Genomic DNA, 15,659 nt, shown 5'->3' with positions numbered 1-15,659 from the left:
CCATCAAGACCGCGGAAAAAACTGAATGCTGTATAAAGTTGTTCCTGCGAGCCCGCCACTCGCACTGAGTTTTACATGAACGGCTTAACGTCCATTATTAAAAACCGTATGCTTCGGGGAGCCTCGACACTACTTGTTAGCCAGGCAGTTTCGATTTGTGCCACTTTTGTACGAAATGTCATCATCGCGCGGTATGTTGGCGCGGAGAACTACGGCATTGCCGTAACCTTCGGCCTCGCAATGTCCATAGTCGAAATGAGTGGCAATCTGGCACTGACGACCCTTCTCGTGCAGGATAAGCGAGGCGACTCCAATGAAATGCTTGCCTCCGCGCATTTCACCATGTTCGTAAAGGGTTTACTGCTTTCCTTAATCCTTTATATCGTGGCAAAACCAATCGCTGCGGTATTCGATTTAGTGCATATCACCTGGGCTTTCCAGTTACTCGCCGTAGTACCGGCAATACGTGGCGCCTCCAATCTAGATCTGATCGTCATGCAAAGGCGATATGATTTCCTGGCGACTGCAATTGCGGACGCGGTGCCGCAACTGGTTTCTGTTGGTATGGCATTTGTGCTCGCCACATGGCTTGGCGATTATCGCGCAATGCTAATTTTGATCGTTTTTAATACTATTTTTATGACGCTTATCACCCACCTACTCGCAAAGCGTCCGTATCGTTGGCTCATTAGCAAAAAGTTGATAGCAAAGACGATTACTTTCGGCTGGCCCATTCTCCTCAACGGGATATTGATTTTCCTGCTGTTGCAGGGGGACCGAATGATCGTCGGCTCAATGTATGATATGACCACCCTTGGTATTTACAGCGCTGCTTTTTCCCTGGCTCTGCTGCCATCACTGTTTTTCGCAAAGCTAAGTGGCATGCTCTTAATGCCAATTCTTTCCAGAACTCAGGATGATCCTGATTCTCTTGAGTATTACGGCACTATCACACTGGACGCTTGCTTCAGTTTCGGAATTCTCTTCTCAGCATTTTTCATACTCGGTGGCCAGTCACTCCTGCTTTTCTGTTTCGGCCAGACTTTTGCCGGCGGTATGGAAGTAGTTGCCTGGCTTGGCATTATGCAGTCCATACGTTGCATTCGCATGGCGCCTACCTGCATAGCAAACAGCCAGGGCTGGACTAGGCTCCCCCTGATTGGCAACATTTTTCGCGTGCTTTCACTACCGTTTGCTGTGTGGCTGGCCTCAAGAGGCATGAGTCTGGCCTGGCTAGCCTACATCGGTATTGTTGGTGAAATCCTGGCGTTCATTGTACTTTGGCGATTGCTGCCACTGCAGCAAATGAAGGGGCGTCTGGAATCTCGGGTCCGATTTTTAGTTATGCTAATGTTCGGCAGCTGCTCATTAGCACTGGTGAGTGGACTCGGCACGCCAGCAACTACCCCACTTGGCAACTTTTACAATGTTTTATTGGCCGCCTTCTACAGCACTGCCATTGCTGCAGGGACACTGTTGTTTCTGCGCCGCGGGGTTACTCCCCCGCCACGCGTAGTGAACCTCCCCGAATAGCAATTAGGTAGTTATGTAACAGCAGGTGCGGTGCTCAACGAGAGGCACGCGTTTCAGACTGAATCGGGAGAAACGGTCTCCGAGATAACCTACGGGGCGGGCCCTGGAGAGCTCGAGCTCTATCTCTGCCGGAGAAAGTTGCATACCCGTGCCGATACACTTCATGAGGGATTCCTTCGCCATCCAGTACTCCAAAAACAACCCCCAACGCGCCTGGTAATTAACCTGTTCCAATGCGTACTTCTCCCGCTGGGTCAGCGTAACCCTGACAAGGGAACGGAAATCCTGATGCGCATTCAGGCCAAGTTCAACATCTATGCCCACCGGGGAGCACTCACTGACAGCCAGAACGGCCAGGCCGAAAGAGTGGGAAAGGTTGAAGAATATAGGATTGCCTGCGACCTCCGGCTTGCCGTATCTACCGGTACCGATCACGAGCAATTCCGAGTTGAAACCGAGCACACTGGCAAGTACTTTACGCAGAAATGCGCGCCCGGAAACAAAGCAGTTACTATGCGTTGCGTAATGGAATTTACTCGCGCGCTGCTTTTCGGCGTCAGACAGACAGGTCCAGTCACTCTCTTCAGGCAGGCCCGTCGATAGCTTGGTGGCAAATAGCTGGAGGTGGCCGTTCGCCGAATCAGATTCCCATACCGGGGGACTAATCTCTTCGGCCTCCTGCGGTCTAGCCTGCGAGGACTGTACTGGCAGCATTCGCAGTCTCAGACGCTCGGATTCTTTCCGACATTATTTTCGCGATGGCTTCGACCTGCCCGGATTTCATGATTCCGTAGTGGTCCCCGCTGATCGCTGTAATGTCGAGGTCGCTCGCATATTCTGACCAGCCCAGATCAGGCATGTTCTGAGGCTCAAAGTCAGCACGTTCCTCGGCACGGAAAAACAGGATTTTCCTGTCAATCGGCCTTAATGGGTAGTCGTCGATAATAAGGCGACGGCCAATCATTCCGAGATATGCGCCGCCAGGCCTTTCCGCTTCCGGTTTAGCGAAAAATCCCCTGGTAATGACTCGCTTAAATCTGGCCAGGATTCGTCTATACACATAGGCCGGCCCCTCCCGTAACAATTTACGAAAATGCGCGCTGATTCTCTGCCTTGTTGTGAGTCGGTCAAGGAATCCTGGTGACCAGGTATCAAACATGGCAAGCAAACAGACTTGCTCCCCCATCGCCTCCATTTTGCGAGCCACTTCCATTGCAATAAATCCGCCCAATGACAGACCGCACAGGTAATAGGGGCCTCTCGCCTGATACTGCCGGATAACCTGGAGATAGTGGTTGATGATACTGTCGAGCAACTGCCGTCGCGACCCGCTGCGCATCGCCGATTCCACCTCAGCACTGAGATCTAGCCCTGCGAGGTCTTCTGAAATCGCGCACACCATATTGTCTATATCAAGCGACTCAGCGAGGTCCTTATACGTCAAGACGCCACAAAGACAGAAAAGAGGAGGCTTTCGATTATCCCCGTCTTTTAGCACGACAACGTTGTTCACTTCTGGCAGGCGCACCTCCCCGTCGATAATCGCGGCAAGGTCTTTTATCGTTGCATGCCCGACAAGGCTGGCAATCGGGATTGCCACGCGGAACTCCTTATCTATCTGCGCGAGCAGATTCACCGCTCTAATGGAATCTCCGCCGAGTTTGAAAAAATTGTGTTCAATTCCGATTCCTTTCGTACAGAGAAGACCTTCCCATATGCGGACCAACGTCAGCTGTGTAGGCGTCAAATCAAAATTGCACTCTGGCAGCGAGGAATCCTCGGCGCAGGGCACGGGAAGCTGGCCTCGGTCTAACTTCCCATTATGATTTAACGGGAGTTTTTCCATCGCTACATACGCATGTGGCAGCATATATTCCGGGAGCAAATCCGATAGGTAGCCATTCAGGTCGGCTTTCTTGACCTCCCCTCCTGAGCGCGGAACCACATAGGCAACTATCGTGGTTTCCGAATCTTCACTGTCACGACGGCCATGCACCACGCAATCCGATACAACTTTGTGCTTCTTGAGGAGCGACTCGATTTCAAGCGTCTCCACGCGCATACCGCAGACGTTTATCTGAAAGTCTTCCCTACCCAGTAATTGCAGATTTCCCTGCTCATCAATTCTTCCAATATCGCCTATTGAATACCAGCGCTTGCCCTCATGAGAATAGAATCGTTCTGCCGTAAGCGCTGGATTGTCCAGGTAGCCCTTAACCAGGCCCGGGCCTGAAAAATGTATTGTGCCAACCACTCCAGGTAGAACCGACTTCCCATCTTGGTCCAGCACCCTGATACTTGTATTTTCAAAAGGCCTGCCGACCCTGGTCTGCTGGACAACCCGCTCTTTGGGGACCTCATAGGTGCAGCCCATGCAACTTATTTCACTCGCACCATAGATTACGTAGACATCCGCCTCTCGAAAGCAGTATTTCAACTTCTCGAGTATTTCCGGCGGGATCATATCTCCACCGGAAGAAGCGTGGCGGACCCCGGAAAAGCGGTTGGTATCACCAAAATTTCGACAGATATAGGGCAAAAAGACCTTAAGCAGGCCTGGGCCAAAGTGAAATACAGTCGCGCTCTCGACAGCGCTGGCGAGATAAGCAAGATCCAGTACGCGATTCCTTGGAAGTATGTTGACACTTCCACCCGACACCAGCGGCACCAGCAATTCAAACAGGCTAATGCTGAAGGTATAGCGAGCCGCCGCGATAAAACGGTCACTGGATGAAAAGCGGTACTCGTGGATGGCGGACCAGATATAATGCGCCAGATTCTCGTGTGTGGCGACTATGCCTTTTGGTCTGCCAGTCGTTCCGGATGTAAAGAAAATATGCGATTCGTCCGATGGATGGATTTCCAGACTCTCCAGGTTGTCGGGCGTGGCCTCAATGTCGCATAGCTCCCGGGATAGGCCGAGGTAACTCTCTGGTATTGAGTGCAGGGTACCTCTGGTGAGCACCAGTTCCGGGGCTACGGCTTCCAGAATCGCCTCCACCCTGCCTTTTGGAAACTCAGGATCTATCGGTACGTATACCGCTCCTAGCCGATGCAATGCCAGGATCGCGATAGGAATATCCAGTGACGGAGGCATATACAGCGCGACCCGACTACCACGCCCAATGCCCAGCCTCGAAAGCGCACCCGCCAGTGCACCGGAACAGGTCCACAATGCGCCATAGGTAAGTGATTGCCCTTCGCAGCTGACCGCGATGCGCTGCGGCTGCGCCTCCGCATGAGCGGAAATTACGTTGATATACGGGGAAAATTGGCGAACAACTTGTTTCCCGGTACCATAGGTATAGAGCAGTTTACGGTCCGAGTTGTCTAGCACGTCAATTTCACCAATCGGACTTTCTAGCCCATCCTTGACTCTGCGCAGCAGCGTGAGAGAGTGCCTTTTAATCCGATCAGCCTTACTCCTTACTGATTCGGCATCAACGCCAGTCCAGGCGCAGCTTCCGGTCTTCCGATCCAGTACCAGTGCAAGCAGGCAGTCCCGGTCACCAAGTATTTTTTCCAGATAGGTCCTCGTCCGGACGCCGATTGGCCGATCGCACAGTAGCAGGAATATCTGCGATTTTCGTACTTCCTGATTCAGGCTTCTATTTCGGACCTGCAACGCCTCGCATAGGTATTTGGTGAGTGCTGAGAAGGTTGCGCGGGACGGAGAACCCGAGTGCAAGCTGGTGGCTGTTTTTCCTGTTGGCGTTCCTTCACCGTCCTGGCGGATCATTATTGTTGGTAATTCGATCTCATCCCTGCCGGCTAGCCGCTGCGTGGCAATCAGGAAAGCGGTAGCGATCTGTGCCCAGACAGGCCAGCCATGGCTGTCGCCAGGCATATGTATTTTGCTCAGGTCGTCCCAGGAGTGCCAATTCCACCTTCTCCTGTTGCTTAATGAAATAGTTTCGGATCGGGTAAATAATTCAACAGGTTCAGCCCCGGACTCCATAAGTAAAACTGGCGCGGCACTGCTGGTAGCCAACCTGTTGGCGTCAAGAAGGTTTGCCATACGGATCCCCGGAGGAGTTGACGGTAGTTGTTCTGTAAGTGACCAAGGCCCTCTAAATGATTACCTAAAAACCGGAAAATGTAGTGGAAAGGGCGCCGAATTTTATCGCTTCACGCCAAACTTGCCTGTGACTTGCACTGCTGTGCCAGGTCTTCGCGTCCTGGCCAGCGCCGTAGAATTAAATGAATTTTTTTTTGAACTAATTCAAATTTCTACCAAGCTTGGTTAGCGCAAACGGCTCTGCCTCTGGCGACACCACTAAAAGGCGGCAGAGCGTAACTATGCATGCGCGGTATTGCAGTACCAAAAGAGGTAGAGGTAGAGGTAGAGGTAGCGGTGTTACTACAGGATGTACTTGAATCCGGCAAGGCGCACAAGACCCGTAATAGTGCCCACACCGAAAATACTAACGGTGTTTATCGCGCGTGTATTATTGGTTCAAACAGCGTTGCTTTCCGACTCGCAGATGAGCTCACCGAACACAGCTCCCCTGATGTGCAATTTCTTGGATTTTACGATTCTTTCGTCGACATGTCTGGTCCTGATGGGCTAAAGGCACCCAGTAAGGTAGCAGGCAGCGATAGTGATGCCATCTCCGCCGCCCGCGAAGGGATAATCAATATCGTCTATATCACCCTGCCACTCAGGGAGGAAATTCGTATCCGAAAGTTGCTCACGGGGCTCTCGGATACCACGGCAACGGTTCATATTGTCTCAGACCTATTTTCTGAGACGACCCTGCATACTCGCCGAAAAACCGTCGGCAGCACAAATCTACTTAGCCTCCATGACACCCCGATTCAGGGGCCGAATATTCTGCTGAAGCGAACCGAAGATGTTTTGTTATCTGGCCTTATCCTTACCCTTGTGATGCCTTTGATGTTGTGTATTGCTGCAGCCATCAAGTGTACCTCGAAGGGCCCGATCCTTTTCAAGCAACGGCGTAACGGTCTAGACGGTAAAATAATACCCGTATGGAAGTTCCGCTCAATGACCAGCACGGAAAATGGAACAGACGTCCGCCAGGCCTCCAGAAATGACCCTAGAGTGACGACAATCGGACGTTTTCTGCGCCGCACCTCTCTCGACGAGCTTCCTCAGTTTTTCAACGTTCTACAAGGGCACATGTCCATAGTAGGGCCCAGGCCTCATGCGGTGGCGCACAACGAGGAATACAGGGCGCAGATCAATGGCTACATGCTGCGACACAAGGTTAAGCCCGGAATTACCGGGTGGGCTCAGATCAATGGATTCCGTGGCGAAACCGACACGCTCGAGAAAATGCAGGGCCGCATTGCACTCGATCTGGAATACATTCGTAACTGGTCAGTCTGGCTTGACCTGAAAATTATTTTGCTGACGTTAGTAAAGGGATTCTCTGGCAAGAACGCATATTGAAATCGAATGCGAGGCGAGGCGCGTCAGAAGGCAGGCGTTCTTTCCTGAAATCAACTAAATAGATATGAGCGGTTAGGATTGCGTGCTCCTCTGACACCACGCCTCCCTGCCAACTCATTTATTCACAATAAAGCCATAACCATGAACCGTTGTATCCTAACTCTAGCGCTATTGAGCGGCGTGACCCCCGCGGTTTCACAAGACGATGGTCCCGCGTCATTGAAAATGCCCTTTGGTTTCGAACTGACCCCAACTCTCGATGTCGGTCTTGCACACGATGATAACGTAGCCAACACAGCGTCCGATCAAGTCTCGAGCTTGCTCCTTACCGCGTCACCGAGCGCTCAGCTAAGCGGAGAAAACGGCGCATTTTCCTTATCTGCTCAGTTTGCCATGGAACGCGGCAATTACCTTGACAGTAGTGAAGACAATTACACCGATACTGGCCTGGATGTCCTCGCCAATCTGGCGATAGACAAGCGCAACAGTATCGGTATCGGCGCAATTGTGACCCGCGCACACGAAGCTCGCGGCACTGGCTACTCCCAGGGCCTTGGTGACCTGCTCGATGAACCAGACACTTATTCCAATCGCGACGGATTCATGGTGTACCAGCGCGGAAGCAACAGCAGTCGCGCCGGATTGGAGCTAACGGCAGGCCGCTCAAGCCTTGATTACGACGGCGGCACCCTGACAGCGAACCGAGACAGGTTTTTCAATTACGGTACCGCTCGGTTTGAGATACGAATCAGACCGAACAGTACAATTTTCTCTGAATTGAACCTGCGTGACATCAATTACGACTTCCGCGAGGAGGGTGCGTCCTCACTGGACAGCCGCGAATCCGATTTCCTACTCGGGATTAGCTGGGAAAACGCTGCACGAACCAATGCAACCCTGAGAGTAGGCCGGGGACGAAAGAATTTCGACGAGGAACTGCGGGACGATGTATCCAGCCCACGGTGGGAACTCGAACTAGGTTGGCTCCCCAAAACTTACAGTAATTTCGAGCTATTCAGCAGCCGCAGTGCGCAGGAGAGTTTCGGCGGTGGCAACTACGCTGAAGTCACTTCGCACTCCATTCGCTGGGCCCATGAATGGACGCGGCGCCTGAATACCGATATCGGGTACAACATTTCAGAATGGGACTATCAGGGCTCTGACCGGTTTGACAATCTGGACGGATTTGACGCTAGCATATTCTATCAGTTTAGACGCTGGTTATCCGCCGGCGCAGGAATCTCCCATTCGGCACAGGATTCAGATGCCGAAGTCAGGACATTCGAGCGCAATATCACCTACATACAACTCAATATCAGCCTGTAATTTGCAGAAGTGAACTCCATGATACAGATCGCCGCTACATCGCGCTTCATAGTTAGAATGCTTTTCAGCATTATTTTCGTAGCTACCCTTACGCTCCCCTTCCCGACTGGATCTCATGCCCAGGGCGCAATTTCTGACTACCGCCTCGGTTCTGGCGACCGGATCCAGATCCGTGTTTACGGTGAGGAAGACCTTTCGCTGGAGGCTCTAATTAGCGACAGCGGTACCTTTGTTTACCCATTTCTTGGGGAAGTACTGGTAAATGGGCTGACGCTTTCGCAACTGGAGACGGTTATCCGCACCGGGCTCAAAGGGGACTACCTTATAAACCCCGATGTTCTCGTATCCATTGTCGAATACCGACCGTTTTTTATTCAGGGTGAGGTTAATGCGCCCGGTGGCTACCCATTCCAGCCAGGCCTGACTATCAATAAGGCCGCTGCGGTAGCGAATGGGTTCACAGAGCGGGCTTCGGAGAAAAAGATATTTGTCGTTCGGGGTGACGACCCCCAGCAAAACCGCGTAAAGGCAAAACTAACCACCATGATTCGCCCGGGCGACATTATCACTGTGGAACAGGGATTCTTCTGATGGATAACAGCGAATACAAAGATCACGTTGTCAATACCCAGACTGACGACGTTAGCGGTATTGATATAAGGCAAATCAGCCGTATCGTATTGGCCCAGAAATGGAAGATTCTATTATTTGTCGCATTGATGACGGCACTTTCTGCTGTCATTGTCTCCGATCTCCCCGACCGTTATGAAGCCACGTCAACCATACTGGTTGAGTTTCAATCCGCCAACCCGGTCAACATCGAGAATGTCTATGATCCTGACAGCAGAAGGCGTGAGTATTTGAGAACCCAGTACGCCATGCTCCGCTCTCGGCAGGTCGGTGAACGCGTGGTGGACAAGTTATCGCTGGCTAGCCATCCGGAATTTCTCGGTAACCAGAATGACGGAATCATCAACCGCATAAAATCCGTCCTCGGCCTGAGCACTGACTTATCCCCGGGCCCGGGTACTGGCATGAGTCAGGACCAGGTCGACAGGCTTCGGAAGCAGGCAGCCGTAAGTCAGTTTATGGCGAACCTGAATATTGACCCAATACCAAACAGCCAACTTGTGAACATCCAATACGAGTCCCACTACCCCGAACTTTCCGCGGAAATAGCCAATGCTATAGCCTCAGCTTACATCGACAGCCACCTCGATATACGCAACGAAGTGACTTGGGAGGCTACGCAATGGATGAACTCACGGATAGGAGAGCTCCGCACAAAGCTTGAGGCATCCGAGATAGCGCTTGCTGATTTCAAGGAAAGGGAAAACCTGGTGGATCTGAGCGGAGTCCAGGGCCTGACCTCACAGGAAATCAACGGTATCTCAGCACAGTTGCTGGACGAGCGTAGGAGGCAGCAGGGCCTCGAGGCGTTACGGCGCCAGATAGAATCCAAGAATTCGGATCCGAGAAAACTGGCTGAGGTTCCCGATATTTTCAATCATGTCCAGATTCAGAGTGTTAAGTCTGCTGAACTCGGCGCGGCCCGACAGGTCTCCGAGCTATCCCTGCGCTACGGCCCCAAACATCCACGGATGATTGCCGCGCATGAGCAGCTGAAGACGGCCCAGAATAACCTGCGCTCCGCAATTCACTCGCTGGTTAACACTATCAAAAATGATGACCAGACGGTACGAGCCAATGTACAGTCCCTGGAAGAGTTACTGCAGAAGACAAAGGGAGACTACCAGGTAGTTTCTCGCAAGGAAGGGCGCTATGCGCAGCTGAAGCGGGAAGTTGAGCTAAACGAAGAGCTTTACAATATATTCCTGACACGGCTTGAGCAAACAAACGCAACGGCGGACTTCCAGAAAGCAAATGCACGCATAACCGACCCGGCTGTTGTACCTACCAGCGCCAGCTTCCCCGCGCGCAAGCTTACTGTGGCCGCCACAGCAATAGGCAGCGCCCTGCTGGCTGCGCTGATGGTGATCGGTCTTGACCTACTGAACCAACACGTACGCTCTCCTGCCGAAATAGAGCAAAAACTCAACCAACGGGTGATCGGAATAATTCCAGTTACACCCCAAACCAGGAGCGGGAAGCTTGACCTTCGGACTTATTTTGACAGCAGCCAGTTCGGGTTCAGTGAATCCATACGAACGCTACGTACCAGCCTGGTCATGTCCCACATAGAAGGTCAGGGAAAGATTATTGGTGTAACCTCATCCATACCCGGTGAGGGAAAAAGTGCAATTGCAACCAACCTGGCATTTTCTTTAGGACAGCTCGAAAATGTTCTGTTGATAGATACGGACATGCGCAGGCCGACGCTGGCAAGGGAATTTTCCCTCACGGATGATGTGCGTGGACTCTCTAACCTGATAAACGGCAGTAGTCTTTCAGAATGTATTTACCGGGACGAGGAAAGCGGGATTGATATCATGCCCGCAGGGCCCCTGCCGGATAACCCGCAGGAGTTACTTGGCGCCCCGCGATTTGGTGAAGCTCTTGCCAGCCTCAGCAACCATTACGACAGGATTATTCTTGATACTCCGCCATCCCAGGTGGTGAGTGACGCCCTGATTGTATCGCGCCTTGCAGACGCCATGCTGTATGTCGTTAAGGCGGACGCAATCAAGCTGAGGACCGTCAAAGGCGGCATTAACCGATTGCTTGAATTCGGTGCACATATTGATGGTGTAGTGCTTAACCAGGTAGATACATCCGAAAATTCAGCCTACTACGACGACTATTACGGCTTCTATGGGGAAGAATATCGCTACGACGATACCACTCCTGGCGCGGCGGGCCGAGCAGCCTCGTGATCGACCTGCACTGCCACCTACTGCCGGGGATCGATGACGGCGCGCGTAACGTAGAGCAAGCCGTAACGCTTGCGCGCCTGGCCGTCGAAGATGGTATTAGTCATGCCGTGTTGACTCCGCATATCCATATAGGTCGCTACGATAACTCACTGCTATCGATTCACCGGGCTTGGAAGAAGTATCAGGCGCTACTTGTAAAACATCACATACCATTGCAGGTTGGATATGCCGCAGAAGTACACTTTTGTGCTCAAATCCTGGACTGGGTACCGGAACAGAAATTACCTTTGCTCGGCTACTGGGAAGGTGAAGGGGTTCTGCTGCTTGAACTGCCACACAGCCACATACCCGTGGGTGTTGAGGAGCTTGTGTGCTGGCTTTTGAAGCATCGCATCAGACCAATGATTGCTCATCCTGAGCGTAACCGGGATGTAATTCGGGATTTCGACAAGGTCCTTCCCCTGGCGGAGCTCGGCTGCCTTTTTCAGGTGACCGCTGGCTCGGTAGCCGGCCAGTTTGGCGAGCCCGCCCGGCTGCGTGCCATACAGCTGCTGCAAAACAAACTCGTCACAGTACTGGCGACTGACGCACATCACGAGCTCCGCAGGCCGCCAAATCTCAGTGAGGGCCGCCGCGCGGCGGAAACCCTCATCGGAGAGTCAGCGTCCTGGGATCTGGTGCAAAACAACCCCCTGCGCATCGCCTCTTGCCACTTCCCCCTCAAGGTCGTGCATCCCGCCACCGAGACCTGAAGTTCACAACAGCTCTAGCCACAATTTCAGATTTGCCCGCGCCTTTTGCTACCGCTGGCATGTCGTGTGCAGGGAATGGGCTGGAAATATTGGCAATTTGCAAAAAATCACGACTTCGCCAGCCAGAAAGTCTGGCCAGCTTATTATCAAAAAGGATCGAATAATCCTGCGCCTCTGGCGTCACTTGCTACATTTACTTAATGGCAATGTGGTAATTGGTGTCAGTACTATGGACAAGCCCGTTCTTCTCCTCTCCGTGATTTTGATCGCTGCAACCCTTTCTGCCTGCGGCGGTGGCGGCGGTGGTAGCGACCGACCAGACAAGGATACCTCCTCGCCCGGTGGTACATCCCCTCCCAGCAGCAGTAACTCCGCGCCTGTCGCAAAAGATGACAGCTTTCAAGTCACAAAGGATGGCGGTGACCACGTGATGGATGTTTTGAGCAACGACAGCGATCCTGATGGTGATGAACTCAGCATTTCCGATGTTTCCGCATCCAAAGGCTCGGCCAAGATAAACGCGGACAACACTGTCTCCTATATCCCTCCCAAGGGGTTCACCGGACAGGACTCAGGAAGTTATACTGTGAGCGATGGAAAATTGACAGACACTGGTGAAATTACCATCTCTGTGGTTGATGAAGGGGCACAGAACCCGGAGTCACCATTGAGCATTAGCATCCAGTGGACAATACCCACAAAACGCGAAAATGGAACAACGCTAGACGCGACTGAGATCAAGGGCTACCAGGTCTCTGTCAAGGCTGTTCCGAGTGGTGAGCAGGTAACGGAATTGTTTGTAGAAGGTGGGAATTCACGTAACGCCTCCGTTGGCCTGGATACAGCCGGGACCTATGAGGTCTCAATCTCAACAGTGGACACTTCCGATATACCTAGCGGCGGCAGCGCGCCGGTAACGGTAACAATCGAGTGATCCTGGCATCGCTCCGCCGCCCCCCCACAGGCACACCAACATTATTTCTTGAAAACATGAAATCTGCATCATGAAAGCATCAAGATACATATTGCCGGAGCCCTGTCCTGATATTGGTACTTTCTTCCTGTGGCGGCGGAGGCGGTGACATCCATGTTCTGGACGTGCTTGTGAATGACAAAGACCCTGACAGGGAAAATCTCAGTATCACGGAGGCAAGCCCAATCAATAGCTTGATTCCGATCGAGAACGAACACACAATTTCGTACACTCTCAAAAATGATTTGGCGGCACTGACACTGTCGACTACGCCATCAGCGATGGCAATCTAACTGATTCCGCTACGGTAACCATATCCGTTCTCGCTCCCTCGGTTATTGGAAACTAGCCAGCTCAGGAGGTCCCAGAATCTTCGATGGCGGAGGACGGGACCCTGGAAATCGATCCACGCAAATGGATCACTGGGGACAGTTCCGCAACAATTGCCGTTTCTTAAGTGGAGCCTGATCACAGTACCACCGATATCTCTGGTAGTCGCGTAATAATTCTAACACCCGGGGACTTTAACAGGGCCGTGCGGGTGATGGACGGAGGGGATTTGACCACAGACATCAATGTCGCAGTCAAGCCTGTAAGCGATGCACCGGTAGCCAATGATGACGTAGCAAACATTGTGCAAAATAGCGATAGCATGCGAACTCCAGTGCTTGACAACGATGCTGATCTTGATGGATGTCAACTTATCGTGGAAGCAGCATATGCTGGCAATGGTGGCACAGAAATCATCTGGGGTGAACTGAACTACGAGCCCGCAAATGAGTTCGAGGGGAGCGATTCCGTTTCCTATACGATTGCTGCCCCCACGGGTTGACCGCGACGGCGTTTGGAAAAATCACCGTCACCAACCAAGGGGTACACACAATCACTGCCCAATAAAGTATTTGCACTGAGCGAAGGGATGGATCGCCCTTCAGCTCGGGGACCTGTAGGGCTATACCATCAAAATTTCGACGCCGGATGTAGAGAGTGTGAAAGACGTCTTCATCGAAGACGGCGGACAGTCCGGCACTGTCATCAATATGGACCAGACAGGTACTTAGGAGATCATGGTTTCGATAATAGATGCCACAGGCTTATGTACCCAGAGCAATGACCCGGTAATAGTGGCCGCAGAAGGAGTTCGCTCCGTATATCTGGCTCAGAATCAGGCACAATGCCCCGGCTCAGTGTCTAGACTAAATGATGTCCGTAAAAATACGTTTTCAACCAGCGCCTAATTCTAGCTCGTTGCAAACCACCATTAAAAAGAGAGGTTGGCGTGCGAATCAAATACTCTTTTGTCGTCCTCGCGGCTTGCGCAATCTTGCCATGGCACGCGGCCCGCGCCGCAACTTATTTTGTCGACGCCGGCGGGGGCAATGATGAGAATGATGGCTCCGAGAACGCCCCCTGGAAGACACTCACCAAGGCGCGCTCTTCAGCCAATGGTGGCGACGTAGTTATTGTCGCTGCAGGCGATTATGGTAGCTACTCCGAGCGAAGCCCCGCAGGTAACACCAGCTATATAAAATTTAAGGCGGCTGCCGGCGCCAAACCGAAACTTGGACAGATAACGGTGTCGTACGGCTCACTTGCCGAAGCCAATCTTATTTTTGATGGTTTTGAAGTTAACAGTGACGCCAGTGGTAACATGGTCACGCTGAATCAGGTACAGAATTTCCAGCTACTGAACAGCGAGGTGCACGCAGCCCATTGGTCGAAAGGCCCCAGCGCAGGAATTGACGGCGTTGATATATCAGCCTCCAGGGACATCCTTGTAGAGCGCGTAAAACTTTACGAGCTTTTCCGCGGTGTCCATGTCAATAACTCTGCCAAAGTAACAATACGCCGTAACTTCATTACCACGAAGGGGGGTACTGGCATTCAGTGGTTAGGGGGTAATTCTGAAGGAGTGATAGAACTAAATCATATTCGCTCTGAGCCATACACTCGCTACCCGCAAGATCCGATGGCATTCAAGGATCCTCACCAGAGTATCATATCCGTACGAAGCAGCAGCCTGACCATTCGAAGCAACTACATGCATTCTATGGGTAATTCTTCAGGAATAATGTTCTATGAATCCGGACTAGCTGGCACTGAGACAGCCTACAGAGATATCACCATTGAAAACAATGCTCTTTTCAATACCCAGAACCCCTATGCACTACGCATGTATAACCTCGGAAACAACGTTGTTGTTCGAAATAATTTTATCATGGCTCACCGTAAAAATGGGAGCTGTAGCGACGGCACTGATGCGGATGCGCGCTATCGATATAATGGCGCCCTAGTGGTTCACAATGTTGCCGCAGGCTACTCGGGTTCGGGACTACGAGTCTATAACAATATTCTCCTGGGAATGACCATTGTGCCCCGAGGGGCTATAGAGAGTAACAATATATTCTGGTCATTCCAGGCTGGTAGCGGATGGTCAGCAGAAAGCCCTAGCGGCACTTCCAAAGTCTATGTAAGCACGTATATGGGATGTAATAATGCGCCAATGGACTTCGAAAATGGCACGTTTTTCCTGAAGCCGACGAATTTCAAGTACTCTTATACGGACCTACCTATATTCCTCCTGTCTACAGAATCGATTGGTCGGAACTTTGGGGATGCAAACAACCAACCTCCTACTACACTCGGCTCTCTAGATAGCGAGGGCTTCTTGATGGATAACGGTGTACCCCGAAGCAACAGCGTGCACAGCGTCGGGCCTTACGAGCAGGTACCCTCACCTCCATTGCCACCTGGCAATGTCGAGGCCACCGGCAGCAAAAATTAACTCATCACTCTTCCTGTCTGTGGGGGAGCAAGTTGGTACC

General features: G+C 52.0%; 11 protein-coding genes. 9 read left to right on the top strand and 2 right to left on the bottom strand.

Features of this window, described 5'->3' with window-relative positions:
* The first annotated feature begins 75 nt into the window (after positions 1–75).
* Positions 76–1,533: an oligosaccharide flippase family protein gene (locus tag QSJ80_RS10295; RefSeq protein WP_285764365.1), complete on the top strand. Its 1,458-nt coding sequence runs from the start codon at positions 76–78 to the stop codon at positions 1,531–1,533.
* Positions 1,534–1,536: 3 nt separating this feature from the next.
* Here QSJ80_RS10295 and QSJ80_RS10290 read toward each other — a convergent pair whose 3' ends face one another.
* Together QSJ80_RS10290 and QSJ80_RS10285 are read right to left on the bottom strand one after the other, a co-directional pair.
* Complete coding sequence (locus QSJ80_RS10290; protein WP_285764364.1) at positions 1,537–2,247, bottom strand: 4'-phosphopantetheinyl transferase family protein; 711 nt, start codon at positions 2,245–2,247, stop codon at positions 1,537–1,539.
* Positions 2,219–5,551 (bottom strand): AMP-binding protein, encoded by a 3,333-nt coding sequence (locus tag QSJ80_RS10285; RefSeq protein WP_285764363.1) that lies wholly within the window; start codon positions 5,549–5,551, stop codon positions 2,219–2,221. The genes QSJ80_RS10290 and QSJ80_RS10285 overlap by 29 nt, the downstream gene beginning before the upstream one ends.
* 285 nt (positions 5,552–5,836) lie before the next feature.
* Here QSJ80_RS10285 and QSJ80_RS10280 point away from each other — a divergent pair, with 285 nt between their 5' ends.
* From QSJ80_RS10280 to QSJ80_RS10245, 8 genes are all read left to right on the top strand, one after another.
* Entirely contained in the window at positions 5,837–6,949 is a 1,113-nt protein-coding gene (locus tag QSJ80_RS10280; RefSeq protein ID WP_285764362.1) for an undecaprenyl-phosphate glucose phosphotransferase, read from the top strand.
* A gap of 141 nt (positions 6,950–7,090) precedes the next feature.
* Entirely contained in the window at positions 7,091–8,275 is a 1,185-nt protein-coding gene (locus tag QSJ80_RS10275; RefSeq protein WP_285764361.1) for an outer membrane beta-barrel protein, read from the top strand.
* Between the two features lie 18 nt (positions 8,276–8,293).
* Positions 8,294–8,866 carry a polysaccharide biosynthesis/export family protein gene (locus tag QSJ80_RS10270; protein WP_285764360.1) on the top strand — a complete coding sequence of 191 codons (573 nt, stop codon included), beginning with the start codon at positions 8,294–8,296 and terminating at the stop codon, positions 8,864–8,866.
* Positions 8,866–11,109: a GumC family protein gene (locus QSJ80_RS10265; RefSeq protein ID WP_285764359.1), complete on the top strand. Its 2,244-nt coding sequence runs from the start codon at positions 8,866–8,868 to the stop codon at positions 11,107–11,109. Before QSJ80_RS10270 ends, QSJ80_RS10265 begins: the two co-directional genes overlap by 1 nt.
* Positions 11,106–11,861 (top strand): tyrosine-protein phosphatase, encoded by a 756-nt coding sequence (locus tag QSJ80_RS10260; protein ID WP_285764358.1) that lies wholly within the window; start codon positions 11,106–11,108, stop codon positions 11,859–11,861. The genes QSJ80_RS10265 and QSJ80_RS10260 overlap by 4 nt, the downstream gene beginning before the upstream one ends.
* A 97-nt stretch (positions 11,862–11,958) precedes the next feature.
* On the top strand, positions 11,959–12,795 hold the full coding sequence (locus QSJ80_RS10255) for an Ig-like domain-containing protein (RefSeq protein ID WP_285764357.1): 837 nt from the start codon (positions 11,959–11,961) through the stop codon (positions 12,793–12,795).
* Positions 12,796–13,393: 598 nt separating this feature from the next.
* Positions 13,394–13,666, top strand: coding sequence for an Ig-like domain-containing protein (locus tag QSJ80_RS10250; RefSeq protein WP_285764356.1), 273 nt, complete (start codon positions 13,394–13,396; stop codon positions 13,664–13,666).
* Positions 13,667–14,113: 447 nt separating this feature from the next.
* Entirely contained in the window at positions 14,114–15,619 is a 1,506-nt protein-coding gene (locus tag QSJ80_RS10245; protein WP_285764355.1) for a DUF1565 domain-containing protein, read from the top strand.
* The last annotated feature ends 40 nt before the right edge of the window (positions 15,620–15,659 follow it).

Origin of the sequence: Biformimicrobium ophioploci, from assembly GCF_030270605.1 — a bacterium.
GTDB classification, from domain to species: domain Bacteria; phylum Pseudomonadota; class Gammaproteobacteria; order Pseudomonadales; family Cellvibrionaceae; genus Biformimicrobium; species Biformimicrobium ophioploci.
This window is presented reverse-complemented; position numbering and strand designations above follow the sequence as displayed.

Bases quoted from the DNA above. Each gene is read 5' to 3' on its own strand.
- QSJ80_RS10295 (WP_285764365.1), top strand. From the start codon at position 76: ATGAACGGCTTAACGTCCATTATTAAAAACCGTATGCTTCGGGGAGCC.
- QSJ80_RS10290 (WP_285764364.1), bottom strand. From the start codon at position 2,247: ATGCTGCCAGTACAGTCCTCGCAGGCTAGACCGCAGGAGGCCGAAGAG.
- QSJ80_RS10285 (WP_285764363.1), bottom strand. From the start codon at position 5,551: ATGGCAAACCTTCTTGACGCCAACAGGTTGGCTACCAGCAGTGCCGCG.
- QSJ80_RS10280 (WP_285764362.1), top strand. From the start codon at position 5,837: ATGCGCGGTATTGCAGTACCAAAAGAGGTAGAGGTAGAGGTAGAGGTA.
- QSJ80_RS10275 (WP_285764361.1), top strand. From the start codon at position 7,091: ATGAACCGTTGTATCCTAACTCTAGCGCTATTGAGCGGCGTGACCCCC.
- QSJ80_RS10270 (WP_285764360.1), top strand. From the start codon at position 8,294: ATGATACAGATCGCCGCTACATCGCGCTTCATAGTTAGAATGCTTTTC.
- QSJ80_RS10265 (WP_285764359.1), top strand. From the start codon at position 8,866: ATGGATAACAGCGAATACAAAGATCACGTTGTCAATACCCAGACTGAC.